11 protein-coding genes are annotated in these 15724 nt (G+C 61.0%); 2 read left to right on the plus strand and 9 right to left on the minus strand.

All coding sequences use genetic code 11. The annotated features are described in order from the left end of the window. Window positions 1–8: 8 nt before the first annotated feature. The 4 genes from ACUN0G_RS25590 to xylA all read right to left on the minus strand — a co-directional run bounded on the left by ACUN0G_RS25590 (window position 9) and on the right by xylA (window position 5149). Window positions 9–1145, minus strand: coding sequence for a sugar ABC transporter permease (locus tag ACUN0G_RS25590; protein ID WP_445574635.1), 1137 nt, complete (start codon window positions 1143–1145; stop codon window positions 9–11). Then, window positions 1146–2705 (minus strand): D-xylose ABC transporter ATP-binding protein, encoded by a 1560-nt coding sequence (gene xylG, locus ACUN0G_RS25595; RefSeq protein ID WP_445574636.1) that lies wholly within the window; start codon window positions 2703–2705, stop codon window positions 1146–1148. A 68-nt stretch (window positions 2706–2773) separates the two neighbouring features. Next, window positions 2774–3775 (minus strand): D-xylose ABC transporter substrate-binding protein, encoded by a 1002-nt coding sequence (gene xylF, locus ACUN0G_RS25600; protein ID WP_258346700.1) that lies wholly within the window; start codon window positions 3773–3775, stop codon window positions 2774–2776. A gap of 57 nt (window positions 3776–3832) precedes the next feature. Then, the gene (gene xylA, locus ACUN0G_RS25605) at window positions 3833–5149 is read right to left on the minus strand and encodes a xylose isomerase (protein ID WP_421523036.1); all 1317 of its coding nucleotides are present in this window, start codon (window positions 5147–5149) and stop codon (window positions 3833–3835) included. A gap of 152 nt (window positions 5150–5301) precedes the next feature. On the opposite strand from xylA, the gene ACUN0G_RS25610 reads away from it, so the two are divergent. Both ACUN0G_RS25610 and ACUN0G_RS25615 read left to right on the plus strand, forming a co-directional pair. Beyond that, window positions 5302–6513: a XylR family transcriptional regulator gene (locus tag ACUN0G_RS25610; RefSeq protein ID WP_445574637.1), complete on the plus strand. Its 1212-nt coding sequence runs from the start codon at window positions 5302–5304 to the stop codon at window positions 6511–6513. A gap of 54 nt (window positions 6514–6567) precedes the next feature. Beyond that, window positions 6568–8718: a phosphocholine-specific phospholipase C gene (locus tag ACUN0G_RS25615; RefSeq protein WP_445574638.1), complete on the plus strand. Its 2151-nt coding sequence runs from the start codon at window positions 6568–6570 to the stop codon at window positions 8716–8718. Window positions 8719–8727: 9 nt separating this feature from the next. Here ACUN0G_RS25615 and ACUN0G_RS25620 read toward each other — a convergent pair whose 3' ends face one another. From ACUN0G_RS25620 to ACUN0G_RS25640, 5 genes are all read right to left on the minus strand, one after another. After that, window positions 8728–10686 carry an avidin/streptavidin family protein gene (locus ACUN0G_RS25620; protein WP_445574639.1) on the minus strand — a complete coding sequence of 653 codons (1959 nt, stop codon included), beginning with the start codon at window positions 10684–10686 and terminating at the stop codon, window positions 8728–8730. Window positions 10687–10854: 168 nt separating this feature from the next. After that, a complete protein-coding gene (locus ACUN0G_RS25625; protein WP_445574640.1) occupies window positions 10855–12204 on the minus strand; it encodes an MFS transporter in 1350 nt (449 codons plus the stop codon). A gap of 25 nt (window positions 12205–12229) precedes the next feature. Beyond that, window positions 12230–13051 (minus strand): aspartate/glutamate racemase family protein, encoded by an 822-nt coding sequence (locus ACUN0G_RS25630; protein ID WP_445574641.1) that lies wholly within the window; start codon window positions 13049–13051, stop codon window positions 12230–12232. A gap of 32 nt (window positions 13052–13083) precedes the next feature. Beyond that, entirely contained in the window at window positions 13084–13974 is an 891-nt protein-coding gene (locus ACUN0G_RS25635) for a hypothetical protein (RefSeq protein WP_445574642.1), read from the minus strand. Window positions 13975–14057: 83 nt separating this feature from the next. Next, on the minus strand, window positions 14058–15716 hold the full coding sequence (locus ACUN0G_RS25640) for a hydantoinase B/oxoprolinase family protein (RefSeq protein WP_445574643.1): 1659 nt from the start codon (window positions 15714–15716) through the stop codon (window positions 14058–14060). Window positions 15717–15724: the final 8 nt, after the last annotated feature.

The following is a 15724-nucleotide window of genomic DNA, read 5'->3' on the forward strand; positions in this document are numbered from 1 at the left end:
TGGCGCCCTCAGCGCCGCCCCGTCCGCGTACTCACATCCACCCACACCGCCAGCACCAGAATGCTGCCCTTGACGATCATCTGCCAGTAGCTGTCCACATCCAGCATCGACATGCCGTTGTCCAGGCTGCTGATCACCAGCGCACCGAGCAGGGCGCCGTACACCGTGCCCGAACCGCCGCGCATCGACGTACCGCCGATAAAGCACGCCGCGATGGCGTCCAGTTCCCCCATGTTGCCCGCCGAGGGTGAACCCGCCGCCAGGCGCGCGGTGTTGACCAGCCCGGCGAGGGCGCACATCACGCCCATGATCCCGAAGATCCACAGCTTGACCGCCTGCACATTGATCCCCGACAGGCGCGTGGCTTCCATGTTGCTGCCCACCGAATAGATGCGGCGCCCGAACACGGTCTGGCTGGTGACGTAACTGAACACCCCCAGCAGCACCAGCAGAAGCAGCACCGGCACGGGAATCCCGTCGTAACTGTTGAGGGTGTAGACGAAACCGGCCAGCACGAAACCGATCAGCACCACGCGCACGCTGTCCCGCAGCATCGACGGCAGTGCCAACCCGTGCAGGGCGCGGTTGTGGCGTTGGCGCCAGGTCAGGAACACCGTCAGCCCGAACAGCAATAGGCCGAGAATCACCCCGACCACCGTCGGCAGATAGCCCTGGCCGATGTACACCAGTTCCGGTGACACCGGCGCAATCGTGGTGCCGCCGGTAATGCCCAGCAGCACCCCGCGAAACGCGAGCATGCCGCCCAGCCCGACAATGAACGAGGGGATGCGCAGGTACGCGGTCATATAGCCGTTGCCCAGGCCAATCAACAAGCCGCAGAGGGCGACAATGGCCAGGTTCAGCGGCAGGGGAATGTGATAAACCACATCCAGGATCGCCGCGACGCCGCCGAGCAAACCGAGCATCGAGCCCACCGACAGGTCGATCTCGCCGCTGATGATCACCAGCACCATGCCGCACGCCAGAATGCCGGTGATGGACATCTGCCGCAGCAGGTTCGACAGGTTGCGCGGGGTCAGGAAACCGCCTTCGGTCTGCCAGCTGAAAAACACCCAGATCAGCACCACGGCGATCAACAGGGCGAGCATTTTGTAGCGGGTGAAGAGCTGTTTGACCTGGTTCATTTACGCGGACTTCCGATCATTATTATTGTCATGCCCGTTTGGTTGGCTGAGGGCGGCGGCGAGTACCTGTTCCTGGGTCAGGCCCTGGTTGATGAAGTCGCCACGCAACTGACCTTCGCCGATCACCAGCACCCGGTCAGACACGCCCAGTACTTCGGCCAACTCCGACGACACCATGATGATCGACACGCCTTCGGCCGCCAGTGCGCCCATCAATTTATAGATCTCATATTTGGCACCCACATCCACGCCACGGGTGGGCTCGTCGAGAATCAGCACCCGGGGTTTGGTCAGCAGCATCTTGGCCAATACGGCTTTCTGCTGGTTGCCACCGGAAAGGCTGGTGATCGGCAGGAACGGGTTCGCTGTCTTCAGGTGCATGCGTTTGATTTCCTGCTCGACGCTGCCCAGCTCCGCCTCGGCATCGATGCGCGTCAGGTGCGAGAAACTGTCGAGCACCGCCAGGGTGATGTTTTGCCCAACGCCCAGGTCCGGCACGATGCCTTGGCGTTTGCGGTCCTCCGGAACCATGCACAGCCCGGCGCGAATCGACTTCAGTGGCGTGCGCGTATCGATGAGTTTGCCGTCCAGCCACACCTCGCCTTCGTAGCGCCCGGGGTAGCTGCCGAACAGCGCCGACACCAGCTCCGTACGGCCCGCGCCCACCAGCCCGGCGATGCCGAGGATTTCGCCACGGCGCAGGCTGAACGAGACATCGTCCACGCGCTTGCGGCCTGGGTTATCGACGTCGTAGCAGGTGATGTGGCGCGCCTCGAACAGCACCTCGCCGACGGCGTGAGGTTCGGTGGGGTAGAGGTTGCTCATCTCACGGCCGACCATCTGCGTGATGATGCGCGACACGTCCATGTCGGCCATGGCCGTGGTCGCGATGTGTTTGCCGTCGCGGATCACCGCGATGGTGTCGCAGATGGCCGAGACTTCATCGAGCTTGTGGGAGATGTACACGCAGGCGACGCCCTTGGCCTTGAGCCCACGAATGATGTCCAGCAGCACCTCGATTTCCGAACGGGTCAGCGCCGAGGAGGGTTCGTCGAGGATCAGCAGGCGCGCCTGTTTGTTCAGGGCCTTGGCGATTTCCACCAGTTGCTGGTAACCGCCGCCGTACTGCGAAACCGGCAGGGCGACGTTCATGTCCGGCACTTTCAGCTCGCGCATCAGGGCTTCGGCGCGGTGCATCATGGCGGGGTAGTTCATGCGCCCGCCGGGCAGTGTCAACTCGTGGCCCATGAAGATGTTTTCGGCCACCGAGAGGTCGGGCACCAGGGTCAGTTCCTGGTGGATGATCACGATGCCGCAGGCTTCGGTTTCGGCGATGGAATGGGCGCGCAGCGGCTGGCCGTCCCAGATGATTTCACCGTCCCAGGTGCCATGGGGATACACCGCCGACAACACCTTCATCAGGGTCGATTTACCGGCGCCGTTCTCTCCGCACAACCCCACGCATTCCCCGGGTTTCACCTTGATGTCGATACCATTCAGGGCGTTGACGCCACCGAAGGTTTTGACGATGTTGTTCATTTCCAGCAAGTAATCGGACATGGCGGGCACTCATTCCACAGCGAAAAGGCAGGAGCAGCCTCAAGCCGCCCCTGCAGTGAGCCGTACGCTTACTGCCCGGCGATTTGCGCTTTGGTGTAGAACCCGTCTTCTTCCAGCACGTTGACGTTGTCTTTGGTCAATGCGGTCGGCTTGAGCAGGATGCTCGACACCTGTTTGCTGCCGTTGTCGTACTGCGAGTTGTAGGCCGGTTTCTCGTCACGCACCAGTTGCACCGAGAGCTTGGCCGCCTCTGTCGCCAGTAGCTTCAGGGGCTTGTAGACGGTCATGGTCTGGGTGCCGGCGATCACCCGTTTGATCGCGGCGAGGTCGGCGTCTTGCCCCGAGACCGGCACCTTGCCCGCGAGTTTTTGTGCCGCCAGGGCCTGGATCGCGCCGCCGGCGGTGGCGTCATTGGAGGCGACGATGCCGTCGATTTTATTGCTGTTGGCGGTCAGGGCGTTTTCGACAATGCTCAGGGCTTCGGTGGGGTTCCATTCCTTGACCCATTGTTGGCCGACAATCTTGATGTCGCCCTTGTCGATCGAAGGCTGCAGCACCTTCATCTGGCCCTGGCGCAGGATCTTCGCGTTGTTGTCGGTCGGCGCACCGCCCAGCAGGAAGTAATTGCCTTTAGGCTGCGCGTTCAACACGCCCTGGGCCTGCATCTCGCCGACCTTTTCGTTATCGAAGGAGATGTAGGCGTCGATATCGGCATTCAAAATCAGCCGGTCATAGGACAGCACTTTCACCCCGGCTTTCTTGGCTTCGGCCACCACGTTATTCAGCACCGTGGCATTGAACGGCACGATCACAATCACGTCGACGCCCCGGGAGATCAGGTTTTCGATCTGCGAGATCTGCCGCTGTTCGTTGGCGTCCGCCGATTGCACATAGACCTTGGCCCCCAGTTGTTCGGCGGCGGCGGTGAAGTAATCACGGTCGCGGGCCCAGCGCTCAAGGCGCAGGTCGTCGATGGAAAAGCCGATTTTCGGGTGGGCCGCGTCGGCCATGACCGAGTTGGAAAGCAGTGCCAGAACGCTGGTGATCAAGACGGTTTTCAGGTGTTTCATGGTGGTGAGTCCCTTTTATTGTTGTTTAGACGCACTTCTGGACCTGGAGCGTAGCGGTCATGGATAGATAAAGCGATTCACCACGCCTTCGAGCATCTCCTGGCGGCCGCTTACCGCTTGAGGGTTGAGTTGGTGGCTGAAGGCATGCTCGGCCAGCGATTCCAGGCTGAAGTCACCGCCGAGTACGGCGCGCCCGAACGATTGGTCCCAGCCGGCATAACGTTGGGCCTTGAACTGCTCGAGGGCATCGTTCTGGACCATGGCGGCTGCGCGTTCCAGGGACAGCGCCAGCACGTCCATGGCGGCCACGTGGCCATGGAACAGGTCAACTTCATCCAGGCTTTGGCGGCGCACTTTAGAATCGAAGTTGTAGCCGCCGCCTTTGAAACCACCGGCCTTGAGTACCTCGTAAGTGACCAGGGTCAGTTCCTCGACGCTGTTGGGGAACTGATCGGTGTCCCAGCCGTTCTGGGGGTCGCCGCGGTTGGCATCGATGCTGCCGAAAATCCCCAGGGACGCGGCGGTGGCGATTTCATGGTGAAAGCTGTGGCCGGCGAGGGTGGCGTGGTTGGCCTCGATGTTGACCTTGATCTCTTTCTCCAGGCCGAACTGATGCAGGAAGCCAAACACGGTGGCGCTGTCGTAGTCATATTGGTGCTTGGTGGGCTCCTGTGGCTTGGGCTCGATAAACAGCTCGCCGGTGAAGCCGATCTTGTATTTGTGCTCGACCACCATGCGCATGAAACGCCCGAGTTGCTCGCGCTCGCGCTTGAGGTCGGTATTGAGCAGGGTCTCGTAGCCTTCGCGGCCGCCCCACAGCACATAACTGGAACCCTTGAGACGGTGGGTGGCGTTCATCGCGCTGAACACTTGGGCCGCCGCATAGGCAAACACCTCGGGGTTGGGATTGCTCGCGGCACCGGCGGCAAAGCGCGGGTTGCTGAAGCAGTTGGCCGTGCCCCACAGCAGCTGGATGCCGGTCTCTTCCTGATGGCGTTCGAGTTCGTCGACCATCTGCGCGAAGTGGTTGCGGTACTCCGCCAGGCTTGCGCCTTCTGGGGCAACGTCGGTGTCGTGGAAACTGTAGTAATCGATGCCCAGCTTGGAGAAAAACTCGAACGCCGCCTCGGCTTTCCCGCGCGCCACCTGCATGGCTTCCCCCGGTTGCTGCCAGGGCCGCTGGAAGGTGCCGGAGCCGAACATGTCACTGCCCGGCCAGACGAAGTTGTGCCAATAACACGCGGCCATCCGCAGGTGCTCGCGCATCGGTTTGCCGAGGATCAGCTTGTTTGCATCGTAGTGCCGGAAGGCCAGGGGAGAGTCGCTATTGGGGCCTTCATAGAGGATTTTTTCGACAGCAGGAAAGTAGGGCATCGCCAGATCCTTGTTGTTATGAGTGCACGTTAACCTTGCCTCGATACTAGCAACGGCCCCCGGCCAAGCGATTATGAAAATCACCAGAGCCGGGTTCGATTTTGAGTAGTTTTGGCGCATAGTTGATCGACACCTCCCATGGAGCCGTCCCTGTGAAAACCGTCCCGCCTGTGCACCGGATTGCCCTGCTGTTCAACGGCAACAAGATCTACGACCGCGGCATCATCACCGGGATCGGCAACTACCTGAGCAGTACGCGGGTGTCATGGGATTTGTTTCTGGAGGAGGACTTCGTCTGCCGGCTCAAGGGTATCGAGCGCTGGCATGGCGACGGGATCATTGCCGACTTCGACGACCCGGCGATGGGCCCGGCGTTGGCGGGTGTGCATGTGCCGGTGGTGGCGGTGGGCGGGTCTTATGAAGATGAGCGGGCTTACCCACGGCATATTCCGTACGTGGCTACCGATAATTTCGCCCTGATCAAGCTGGCGTATGAACACCTGATCGAAGCCGGGTTGACGCGCTTTGCCTGTTTCAGCCTGCCGCAAGCTGATATCAACCGCTGGGCCCAGGAGCGCGAAAAAGCCTTCCGCCGTTTGCTGGAGCGCGATGGCCTGCCGGTGGAGGTGTATCGCGGGCTGGGCACCAGCGCACCGCTGTGGGACTCGGCGGTGGAGCAGCAGATCGCCTGGTTGCACAGCTTGCCCAAGCCCATCGGCATCATTGCAGTCAGCGACGCACGGGCCCGGCAGTTGCTGCAAGCCTGCCTCACCGCCGGCATCCCGGTGCCGGAGCAAGTGGCACTGATCGGCATCGACAACGACCCGCTGACCCGCACCCTGACCCGCGTACCACTGAGTTCGGTGATCCAGGGCACCGAAAAAATGGGCCGCACCGCCGCGCGCCTGCTGCACCAGATGTTGCACGGTATGCCCTCGACAGGCAGCCAGATCCTGGTGCCGCCGGAAGCGGTCAACGTGCAGACCTCAAGCCTGCACCAACCCCTCGGCCACCCTTACGTGATGCAGGCGCTGCACTTCATTCGCCAGTACGCCTGCCAGGGCATCAAGACCGCCCAGGTCGCCAACTACGTCGGTGTGTCGCGGTCGTCCCTGGAAGCGCATTTTCGCAGCGAACTGAACCGCAGCGTTCACGACGAAATCCTGCGCTTCAAACTCGCGGCGGCGGTGGCGAGCTTGGAAAATACCGGGGCCGGCATTGCTGATATTGCCTACGACTGCGGGTTCAAATCGGCGCAGTACCTGCACACGGTGTTCAAGCGCGAGTTCGGGTGTACGCCGAGGGAGTATCAGGTGGGGCAGCTCGAACGCGATTCGAGCGATGTCATTTCTTTGTCGCCTTGAGTGCCTATTTTGTCCTGAGCCTTGCTCCAGAACCTCAAGGGATTGAATCGTCTTATGCCGACTCTTACACGCAGAAAGTTGCTGCAGGCAGCTGCCATCGGATCCGCCTACACCCTGTTGCCCGACTCCATTCGCCAGGCCCTGGCGATCCCCGCCAACAACCGCACCGGCACCCTCATGGACGTCGAACACGTGGTGATCCTGATGCAGGAAAACCGCTCATTCGATCACTACTTCGGCACCTTGCCCGGCGTGCGCGGGTTCAGCGACCGCTTCACCATTCCGCTGCCGGGCGGGCATCGGGTGTGGGAGCAGCAGGGCGTCGGGCGGCGGATTATGCCCTATCACCTGGACAGTTCCCGTGGCAACGCACAGCGGGTCAGCGGCACGCCGCATTCCTGGGTCGATGAGCACGCCGCGTGGGGCAGTGGCCGGATGAATGCCTGGCCGACGTACAAGACGCCCACCTCGATGGGCTACTACCGCGAGCAGGAAGTGCCGTTCCAGTTCGCCCTGGCCAACACCTTTACCGTGTGCGATGCCTACCACTGTTCGGTGCACGCCGGCACCAATCCCAATCGGCTGTTCCACTGGACCGGCACCAACGGCCCCACCGGCGCGAATGTGGCGGCGGTGGTCAATGAATGGGACGGCCCCGGCGCGGTGAGCGTGGGCTACACCTGGAAAACCTATCCCGAGCGCCTGGAAGAAGCGGGCGTGAGCTGGAAGGTTTACCAGTACTTGCCGGATAACTTTGGCGACAACCCCTTGGCCGGGTTTCGCCAGTTTCGTGCAGCCAGCGTCGCGGCCGGCAACCCCGCCGTGCCACCGAAAGACTTCAAGGATTTTGTGCCCTACAGCGATCAACTGAACGCCCGCGTGCCGTTGTACAAGGGCAACGGCAACACACTCCCGGCCGTCAGCGGCAGCGACCTGGAAGCGATCATCCAGGGCTTTCGCAAAGACGTGAACGACGGGCGCCTGCCTCAGGTCAGCTGGCTGGTGGCCCCGGCCGATTACTCCGAACACCCCGGGCCTTCCAGCCCGGTGCAGGGTGGCTGGTTCACCCAGGAAATCCTCAAGGCGTTGACCGCCAACCCGGACGTTTGGAGCAAGACCGTGTTGCTGGTCAACTACGATGAAAACGATGGTTTCTTCGATCACGTGCCGTCGCCATCCGCCCCGTCCAAACGTCTGGACGGCAGCTTTGCCGGCAAGTCCACAGTGAAGTTCGACAGTGAGATCTTCACCCACCCTGCGCCACCCGGCACGACTCAGCAACCCGCGCCCGATGGCGGCGTGTACGGGCCCGGCCCGCGAGTGCCGATGCTGGTGCTGTCACCGTGGAGCCGTGGTGGTTGGGTCAACTCCCAGGCGTTTGATCACACCTCCGTGCTGCAATTCCTGGAAAAGCGTTTCCACGTACGCGAGCCCAATATCAGCGCCTGGCGCCGTGCCGTCTGCGGCGACCTCACCTCAGCCTTCAACTTCGTCAACCCCAACACCGAGACCCTGCCGCCGCTGCACACCATCAGCCGCCAGGCCGCCGACTCCCTGCGTCAACGCCAGGAGCAGTTGCCCCAGGTCGCCCTGCCAACTGTGGGTCAGCAACAGGCACCGTTCCAGGCGCGAATGGCGCGCCCATCCCGAGCGCTGCCGTACCAGTTGAACGTCGAAAGCTCGGTTGATCGTCGCGCCAGCTCAGTGAGCCTCGACTTCTTCAACAATGGCGAACAAGGCGTGGTGTTCCACGTCTACGACCGCCTGCACCTGGACGAGGTACCTCGCCGCTACACGGTAGAGGCCGGCAAACACCTCAGCGACACCTGGCAAGTCGCGGGCGCCTACAAGCTTTGGCTGTTGGGGCCGAATGGCTTCCACCGGTCGTTCAAAGGACATTTGCAGCGTCGCGAGCCGGAGTTATCCCTGGCGTATCACGGCGATACCTTGCTGCTGACCCTGGCCAACCCCGGCAAGCGTGCGGCCTCGGTGACCATCGAGCGCTGCCCTTACACCAAACAAGGGCCTTGGCTGCTGGAGATTGCGGGAGGCAGTACGGTGCAACGGACGTTCTCCTGTCAGCCGAATGGGGGCTGGTATGACTTCAAGCTACGTGACGAGCATGGCTGGGTGCGACGAGTGGCGGGGCGCATCGAGACGGGGGCGCATAGCATCAGTGATCCGTTGATGGGTAAGCGCGGGTAGGGGCTTGGTTCATAGGCGCGTGGTCTCGTTACGCTTGAAACGGAGTGCCAATACCTGCGTCGCCAAATAGGAACGCTGGGGTGTCGTTGCTGAACTTGTCACCGAGAACAGGTTTAGCACTTCACCTTGTAATTCCAATGAACCACAAAGGCTGCTTACGCTTGATTCCTGCGTTTGTGCGGCGGTGAGGCTCACCGATTGCAGCGCCAGCTTGCTCGCAAGTGCGTTGATATCGGTGAAGCCGGACACCTCAACATGACTACCCGATGCGGAAAGCCACCCACGGACGTGACCCCACTGCCGCTGGCTGGAAGCACGCACACTCAGTTCAAGTGTCGTCCCATTGTCAGCCACCCATGTGCCGTTCAACGCGTTCTCAATCGGTAGTGTCTCCAGGGGCGGCGTACTCGGATCATCAGGCGATGCCGTATCCACTCGCCGATAAGTAAGCTTGTCAACGTAAGTCCCCTGTCCCGCAAGCCCGGGAAAGTCACTGCTTGCTACCAACACGTGCGATAGCTGCAGCTTGTCTCCTGCGGGTGTAACACTCATCTGCCCGCTTAGTCCTGAACACCAATTCCAGCTCGGATCCGCCGGATCATCGCCGATGGAGTGCCACTCGATAGCCAATGTCACCGGCTGACTTAGAGCGGGGGTAGCAGGCTCGTTCAGTTGAAAACCTGTCACTTCGTACTTGCCTGTTGAGCCGGTCGAAGACTGATAGGTGCCGCGAATCCGATTGCCCGTCACCGCCAGGGTCATGACTGATCCATATTCATTTTTCCAGGTGCCTGCCACCGATTTATGCTCGGCGGAGGGGATTTCAATCGTCGGGCCAGGAAGTATGACCTTTGTGTTCGCCACCGGGCGGGGGCCTGGGTTGAACGGACGTGACGACGAGCGGGTAATGATCTGCGGCCCACCTGGGCGATTGAACAACCAGATTCCGGTGGGGGCGAGTGAGTAAACCTCATGCCCGCATTGCACCACCTGATATTCATAAACGGTGTAGCAGTGCTCCATGACCAGTGATCCCACCAGCACAAGGTCAGGCAGGCCCAGCGGCGCAAACTGCGGGACGGTCTGCCCCTTTTGTGGGCCTTCTTCAACCAGCAGGCTATACAGGTCAGCACCCAAGGTGATTTCACCCTCGGCAAATTCCAACACGACGTCAGGTCGTGCGCCGCGAGCGATAAGCGCCAGGGTTTGTCCCATGATCGCGTCATCGCCCTTGAATTGCGACGATCCTGAGTCCAGGGCAAAGCTCAAGTTGTTCGCCAGCGTTTCACCGCCCACCGAGTAGGACTTCAGTTCGGTAGACCAGATGTATTCCACGCCCGGCAATCTGCTATAGACGGACCAAGGAAGAAACAACCCCGGGCCCCGGGTTTTGGAGGCGTCGATAGCACCCATCTGGCACGTACCGCTGCGATCTGAGGGGTTCCAGTCAAACGCTACGTAGGGATGCGTCGGATCGAGTCGACCACTGCTGATCAGATCCTGGAACAGAAATGAGCTTCGTCCTTCAATGTAGGCGCTGCTGCACGGCAGGCCGATACCGCCATCCCAATCCAGCTGCTTGAACGAGTCACCGTCATAGTGGGTTGCCAGAAACAGCTTGATCGGCTGTGCACTTCCTGACGGAACGGTTAGCACGTCCGAAGCGCTTTCAACCTGCATCGTGCCCCAGGGGCCAAAGCTATAGGGGCGTTGCAGGCAGTCGGTAAATGCAAATGTGCTGGAAGTTCGGTGGTCAAACCGGCCTGCGGCGAAATGAACGCATTTATCTGTTGGGCAAAGTGTTGAGGTCACCCAACTGATATTGGTGCCTGAATCGATTGCCAGCTTCAACGGTTGACCAGGGCTGCCCAGTGCGATTGTTGAATACCATGGTGAGGCCCCGTTGTTCTGGAAGGGGCCCCGTTGCATTGGAAATACCAGCCCATTGGCCGGCGATTGTGTGTCCATGATGAATTCCGTTTCTGGGGTGATGTACAGCGACATCACTCAGTAGTAGAGCTTCCCGGTTGTCCGGGAAGCTGATGCCAACGGCATGCATTCAAACCGACTTGTCTCGAGGCTGATGTCGGGCTGCTTCTTGCTGTCTTGTCCGAAACGGCGGCGACGGTTGGCGGTTTATTGCAAGGCCCTGCCTTCGGTCTCCGGAATAAATGCCACTAACATCACGGTAATCAGCATGAAGGCGTTGATGAGGGTGGTCGTAACATTGAAGGACGCGCCATAAGCCACCAGTGCACCGATCAGCGAGGGCGCCAGGACGTTGGCTACCCGCTGGGCGAAAATCGCCCAGCCGTAACCAATGGTGCGTAGTGGCGTCGGGTACAGTTCGGCGATCCAGGTGCCCCAGACACCCCAGGCGCCAAGGCTGAAAAAAGCCAGGGCAAAGTTGCTCAGGTAGAGCATTTCCAGGGTGTGTGCGTTGGCAAAGCCGTAGCCGGCAACCACTGAGGCTCCGATAAAGCCGATGATGATTTTCTTGCGCCCGAAACGATGGGTCAGGAAGGACGCGGCGACGTAACCGGGGATCATGCACAGCGCCGACAGTGCAATGAAGCCGTAGCTTTGCGGCAAGCTCAGACCACGTTGCTGCAATAGGGTCGGTAGCCAGGTCTGCAATCCCCAATAACCCCATGAGAACGTGAAGTTGACGAAGATTTGCAGGGCGCTGACTTTGAGCATGGCGCCTGCAAACAAATCGCGCTGGCAGCCTCGGGTGCTCTGGTCGACGTGCAGCTGGCAACTTTCAGCTATTTGCACGGCGCCGCGACTCAGTCGATGGATCACCCTCTTGGCCTGCGCTTGCCTGCCCACACTCGCCAGCCAATAAGGCGATTCCGGAACCCAGAGCGCCACCACCAGCGCCCAGAGGCTTCCCATGGAACTCAGCACGATAATCGCGCGCCAGCCCCAGGGCATCAGCCATACCGTGGCTCCCAGCGCCAGCAACATCCCGATCGGCCAGCCCGAGGCAAGGTACACCGTGAGCGCGCCGCGATGGCGCACCGGCAGCAGTTCCTGATAGTGGGCAAAGGTGACGACCATCATCCCCACTGCCGCTACGCCCGACAGCAGCCGCAGCACATAAAGGCTGAGGTAGTTCGGGGCGAACGCACTGGCCAGCGAAATCACGCCGTAGATAGCCAGGCTCCAGAGAATCGCGCGTTTGCGTCCAATTCGTTCGGCGACTTTGCCCCAGGCCAATGACCCCAGCAGCATGCCGATGAACATGGCACTGATCAGATTGCCGACTGCGAGCGCGTCGAGGGTCAGGTCTTCTGCTATCAGCGGCGCGGTGTAGACGATGATCATCATCTCCCACGCCTCGATGGCAAATACAAAGAACAACGCGAGGCAGCATTTGAGGTGCTCGCGAGTCAAGGGAACATCTCTGAACACATCGCCCACCTGCTGGATGGACGGGTTGCTGCCCGGCGAGGGCGTCTCGGTGACGTTGCTCATGCTCATAGAAGATCATCCAAGTGAGGGAGGGTTATGCCTTGACCCGATTGCCGATCGGCACCGGTCCCTGGAACAGGCCGAAGGCCTTGATCTCGGTTTCCGGTGGCGGTTCACAACTGCCGACCCGGCTGGGTGACCAGCCGAAGCGCCGTTTCATGCCGGCCATGGCCTCGGCCATCTTGAAGGCCGCAACCACGGGGTCGATTACCGGTACGCCGACTTCCCGCTGCACCTGCTCAAAGAAACCGAACTCGATGGTGCAGCCGAGCACGATGGCTTCGGCCCCGTCCTCTTCGACGGCCAGCATGGCTTGTTCGATGATTCGGCTGCGGGTGAGGGCGGGGTCCTTCTGGAATTCATCAACCCCCATGCCCAGTGGCCTCATCGATGCCAGCCGGTCCGCCGCGCCGTAGCTGCGGACCCGTTCATGCATCTGCTCCATCCACTTGTTGCGCCCGACAATGATCGAGAACCGGTTGGCCAGATGCTCGACCACTTGCAGGCTTGCCTGGCAAGGGGCGACGACGATCGTGTCGCCGGAGATTTCCCGGGCATCTTCCAGCGCGGGATCGTAGAAGCAGCCGATCACCAGCGCGTCAATGTTCTGTTGCCCGCAGTCGCGGGCGATACGGAGGGTGCGTTCATAAGTGAGAGCTTCGTACGCCCGATACTCCAGATGAGTCGGGCTGTGCGCCATGCCAAAGGACACGACTTCAATGTGCGTCGATGGTTGCTTGATGCCGTGGAGCAGGCCGGCGATGGGGGCGTCGAATGTGGGGCAGCCAATCGGGTTCAGCCAGCGCACTGTTACGGGTACGTCCTGTGGCTGGGGAGCGGGTGTTGTAGTGTGCATGCAATAGTCCTCGGAAATTTTCGCAAGCGCGATTAGAAGAACTTCACCAGCGCCATGGTCAGTTCATTGGCACGGGTCAGGTTGGCGCTGCGGTAGTACTCGAAGTTCATATTGGCGGAGAGGTAGACCCCCTGTTGGGCAAACCCGGTATAGGTCATGGACGGGCCGATCTTTCCAACGCGTGACTCGGCGAAGTCCGACGCGGCTTTATTGTTGATGTGATAGACGTGATGCACGCCCAACCACAGGTCGTCTGTGACGAGGTACCCGGCGGCAACATTCGCCAGCCACAAGCTGACCCCGCCGCGCAGGCGCTTGGGGTTGTCGGTGCCGAGGTCGGTGGTATTGCGATTGCGCGCGGCGTAATGGATGCCCGCCGGGGTAAAGGTTGCGGCAAAGTTCCCGACGCGCACGTAATTGGCGAAGCTGAAACTCACTGCGTATCGATTGGCAAAGGCGCCGTAACCGGCGATGTCGTCGTTGCCATTGGGGAACTCGACCATCAGGGTCGGGTTGGTCCAGAACGTGGTGTAGTCAGCAGAGCCGGGCTCGCTGGTGGGCTCCACCACGTTGTAGTAGTAGGCAAAGCCCAGGTTGGGTGAAGCAATGCCCCAGGGGCTGGTGTCCCGTGCGCCATTGGTGCTGGCGTAACCGGGGACGGCGCCCACCCAGAACTGCAACTGATCACGGGTGGTGTCGGTAAAGCCCGTCTCGGAGAAGTACGCCAACACCGTATTGCCACCGACGCGGACGTTACCGTCTGCCGTGCGATTGAACACCGGGAATGACTCCAGTGCCCATTTGCCGGGGATGCCCGGCTGGCCAAAACCAATGAACTGCTCGGCGTTGGCTGATGCGCTGAGTCCCAAAACCAAGGCAAGCGCGGGCAACACCCAGGGACGTGAGGGGGTGTACGGTTTCATATCAGTTCTCGCTTTTTTGTTGTTGTTCTTAAGTACTGAGGGCTGGTGCGCTCGGCGTAATCGCCGTCAGCAGCTCCTGTGGTTCAAATCTGCACGCCGTATATCGTTCTGGCCGTTTCGGTATCGACATAGCCGTTCTTCAGGTCATCCAGCACGGCTTGTCGATTGCGCTCAGAGGGCGACCCGTAACCACCACCAGCTCCGGTGCGCACGCGTACCAAATCGCCTGCGTCGAGGCTGATGCTGCTGGCCATGGCATAACGCTGTTGTGCGCCGTCGCAGCGGGTGACTTCGACATAGTTGGGCGTGCCGTCCAGGCCTTGCTCAAGCCCCCACGGTGGTATGACGGCACGGGTGTAGCCGCAGGTCAGGAAGCTGGCATCGGAGCGAATGCGGTAGTCGATGAGCAGGCCTCGCCCGCCGCGGAACTGGCCGTGGCCACCGGGCTCGTCATTGAGTTCCAGACGTTCGACGTACAGGCCATAGCGGGCCTCGCACACCTCAACCGGGCAGTTGTAGGTTTCCCCGTGCAGGCCCGAGTACACCGCGTTGTTGCCGTCGCGGCCGGGTTCGGCCCCCCAGCCGCCAATCTCGGGCTCCACCAGGGTGAATACGCGCCCGGTATCGGGATGCACACCGCCGATGATGGTGGCGCACACCGAGGCAAAATTGCCGGCGGGCAAGCGATCGGGAAACCGCTGGGCCAGGCAGCGCAGGATCAGGTCGTGCACGCGGATCAGGTTCTCGAAATAAAACCCTTCGGCTGCGGGAGGCTGGGCATCAAACAGCGACCCGGGCCGGGTCAATACCCGTAGGGGGCGGAAAGTGCCTCCATTGGTGACGCCTTGTGGCGCGGTCAAGGCCTTGAAGGCCATCTGCGCCGCGACCACTGCGCCATCTCGGCTAAGGTTGGTGGGCCCGGCACATTGGTCAGGGTTGTCGCGCAGGTCGATGATCAGCTCGCGTTCGGATATCTGAATCGACACATTGAAGAGGCTGCCGTCGTCCTGCACTTCCTCTTGGTGAAGGTGGATGGCAGGCAAGTCGCGCAGTGCGCGCAAGGAGATCTTTTCGCCCAGGCTCATAAATTCCTGCATGGCCGTGAGGAACACCTCGATCCCGTACTTCGCGCTCAGTGCCTGCAGGCGCAGGGCGCCACCGCGTACTGCGGCGACACCTGCCCATAAATCCCCTTCCATGAAATCCGGCATGCGGGTATTGCAGCGCAGGATCTGCAGCACTGAACGAATCGGCTGGCCCCGACTGATGAGTTTGACCGAGGCCAGGCGCAGGCCTTCCTGGAAAATCTCGGTCGCCTCCGTCGACAACGAACCCGGTACCATGCCGCTGATGTCGTTCCAGTGGGCGATGTTGGCGGTCCAGGCCAGTAAACGACCCTCGGCGAACACCGGCATCGCCAGCACCACATCGTTGAGGTGGGTGACGCCGCCACTGTGGGGATCATTGGTGATGAATACGTCACCGTCCTCGATCTCCCCGGGCGTGGGGTGCTGAATCAGAATCTGCTTGACGGCTTTGTCGAGCACGCCGACAAACGCTGGAATACCCGCGCCCGAGCTGGCGATTTCGCCATGGGCATCGGTGATGCCGGTGCCCATGTCCAGAACTTCATAGATCACCGGGCTCATGGCAGCCTTGCGCATCGCCTCGAACATTTCATCGGCGATCGCTTGTAGCGAGTTCTGGATGATGTCCAGGGTGAATATATCGATTTTGCTCATGGGGGCTG

This window comes from Pseudomonas sp. 32A, assembly GCF_052682255.1.

Excerpts from the sequence above, each read along its gene's own strand:
- ACUN0G_RS25590 (WP_445574635.1), bottom strand. The coding sequence starts at position 1,145 with ATGAACCAGGTCAAACAGCTCTTCACCCGCTACAAAATGCTCGCCCTG.
- xylG (WP_445574636.1), bottom strand. The coding sequence starts at position 2,705 with ATGTCCGATTACTTGCTGGAAATGAACAACATCGTCAAAACCTTCGGT.
- xylF (WP_258346700.1), bottom strand. The coding sequence starts at position 3,775 with ATGAAACACCTGAAAACCGTCTTGATCACCAGCGTTCTGGCACTGCTT.
- xylA (WP_421523036.1), bottom strand. The coding sequence starts at position 5,149 with ATGCCCTACTTTCCTGCTGTCGAAAAAATCCTCTATGAAGGCCCCAAT.
- ACUN0G_RS25615 (WP_445574638.1), top strand. The coding sequence starts at position 6,568 with ATGCCGACTCTTACACGCAGAAAGTTGCTGCAGGCAGCTGCCATCGGA.
- ACUN0G_RS25620 (WP_445574639.1), bottom strand. The coding sequence starts at position 10,686 with ATGGACACACAATCGCCGGCCAATGGGCTGGTATTTCCAATGCAACGG.
- ACUN0G_RS25625 (WP_445574640.1), bottom strand. The coding sequence starts at position 12,204 with ATGAGCATGAGCAACGTCACCGAGACGCCCTCGCCGGGCAGCAACCCG.
- ACUN0G_RS25630 (WP_445574641.1), bottom strand. The coding sequence starts at position 13,051 with ATGCACACTACAACACCCGCTCCCCAGCCACAGGACGTACCCGTAACA.
- ACUN0G_RS25635 (WP_445574642.1), bottom strand. The coding sequence starts at position 13,974 with ATGAAACCGTACACCCCCTCACGTCCCTGGGTGTTGCCCGCGCTTGCC.
- ACUN0G_RS25640 (WP_445574643.1), bottom strand. The coding sequence starts at position 15,716 with ATGAGCAAAATCGATATATTCACCCTGGACATCATCCAGAACTCGCTA.